The organism is Thermostichus sp. OS-CIW-29, from assembly GCF_054058195.1.
The window spans coordinates 1-1,901 of the sequence record NZ_JBSSAB010000069.1; the positions used below are offsets into that span (position 1 = coordinate 1).

Annotated in this window: 1 protein-coding gene; it reads left to right on the forward strand. The window is 55.6% G+C overall.

Going from position 1 to position 1,901, the window contains the following annotated elements; all coding sequences use genetic code 11:
• Positions 1–706: 706 nt before the first annotated feature.
• A complete protein-coding gene (locus ACVWZJ_RS14105; protein ID WP_457396482.1) occupies positions 707–1,672 on the forward strand; it encodes a protein rep in 966 nt (321 codons plus the stop codon).
• The last annotated feature ends 229 nt before the right edge of the window (positions 1,673–1,901 follow it).

Below are 1,901 nucleotides of genomic sequence, written 5' to 3' on the forward strand. Positions count from 1 at the left end.
CAGGTGGGCTGGGCAGGAAGTGACCTTTAAGCTCACCTCATCCCCATCCTTGAACACCCCACTTCAGAGCCTTTGAACATCCCACTTCAAAGACTTTGAACACTCCACTTCAAAGACTGTGAACATCCACTTCAAAACTTCTGAACCTCTCGCTTCAAAGCTTCTGAACACCTCACTTCAAGACTTTGAACATTCAACCTCAAAGTTTTTGAACAATCAACTTCAAGAGTAGAGCTCAATCCTCTTGGCTGACGCCGCCGGATCCAGCGATGGCTATGGCGGCGCTAACGCCGCCGGATCCCTCATTGGGCCACGGCGGCGCAGCCATGGTGGATCCCTCTGCAGATAGATCCGGCTATGCCCTCCTTATGTTCATACTAGAGGGATAGCCAGCGTGTATTGTTTGCCTTGTGTTAGGTGGGACAAAGCCTTGTGGAGCAAGCATTTGAGGCCAGTCTATTGTGCCTGACTCAGATAGATGCTAGTCTGTAGCCGGCATCGGGGCCTCTGGTAGAGCCGGCTGCGTGCCCTCTGGTAGAGCAATCACTGGCGCATGTCTCAGCCGGCTGCGGGGCCTCTGGTAGACCGACTCGCGTGCCCTCTGGTAGACCCGCAAGTGTTCGCCGGCGATGCCAACTGTCAAACCAAAAACGGTCAAGGATGGGAGCCCTCGACCGCCTAGCAAGCGACTCTGGAGAAGTCTCTTATGGCCACCAATTCTAACCCAACTTCCAACTCCATCCTGCATGCAGAGCAGCTTGAATTCCTCACAGACCTCAGCCCCAGCGACAGGCCGTGGGATGTCCATCGCGCCCAAGCTCAGCAGGTGGAGGGCCTCTACCAGAAGACGGTTTATGACCGTCTTGCAGTGCGCATCCGCCAGTGCACTGGATACTTGGGTTTTGGCTGGGTAACTGAGCTGGAGACCGGTGAGAAGCGTCTTAAATTAGTGATGGCCAGATTCTGTAGAGTGCGGCATTGCCCTGTTTGTTGGTGGCGCAGATCCTTGATGTGGCAAGCTAGGTTTCTGCGGGTACTGCCTGAGCTAGAGTCAGCCTTTCCGACAGCCCGCTGGATTTTCCTGACGCTCACCGTCAGAAACTGCGCCATCACCGATCTGAGATCCACCATCCAGCACATGAACGTGTCATTTAATAGAATGACCAAGCGCCCTGAGTTTGCGCACAACACGATCGGCTGGATCAGATCGACTGAGGTGACGCGTGGCCACGACGGATCCGCCCATCCCCATTTCCACGTGCTCATGATGGTGAGGCCAAGCTATTTCACGATCAACTACGTCAAGCAAGCGCGTTGGACCGAGCTGTGGAAAGAGTCAGCCAGGCTGGATTACACGCCCATCGTCCATGTCCAGGCTGTCAAGAGCCGTCGTGGATCTGAGCATCCCCTGCGGGGGGCCATCGCTGAGACGCTGAAGTACTCGACTAAGCCAGAGGATCTGATGGATCGCGACTGGCTGCTGGAGCTGACCAACCAAGTGCATAAGCTGCGATTCATTGGTAGTGGGGGACTGCTTAAGGAAGTGCTGAGAGAGTCTGAGGAGGAGACTGATGAGGACCTGATGCTGCTGGATGAGGATGGCGACCAGATGGTTGACCCAGAGATCTTTTTCGCATGGCATCGTCAGATCCAGCGTTACGTCAGAGTCTGATAGATCCCTGCTCCCCTGCCCAGCCCACCTAACTGCAGTGAGGCGGCGCTCACTGCAGCAGTGTCAAGGGTGCGTAGCACGGCGCTTAGCGCCGCTTGCCCTTGACACTGCTGCTAGCGCCGCCATCTTGCCTGCAGGTGGGCTGGGCAGGAAGTGACCTTTAAGCTCACCTCATCCCCATCCTTGAACACCCCACTTCAGAGCCTTTGAACATCCCACTTCAAAGACT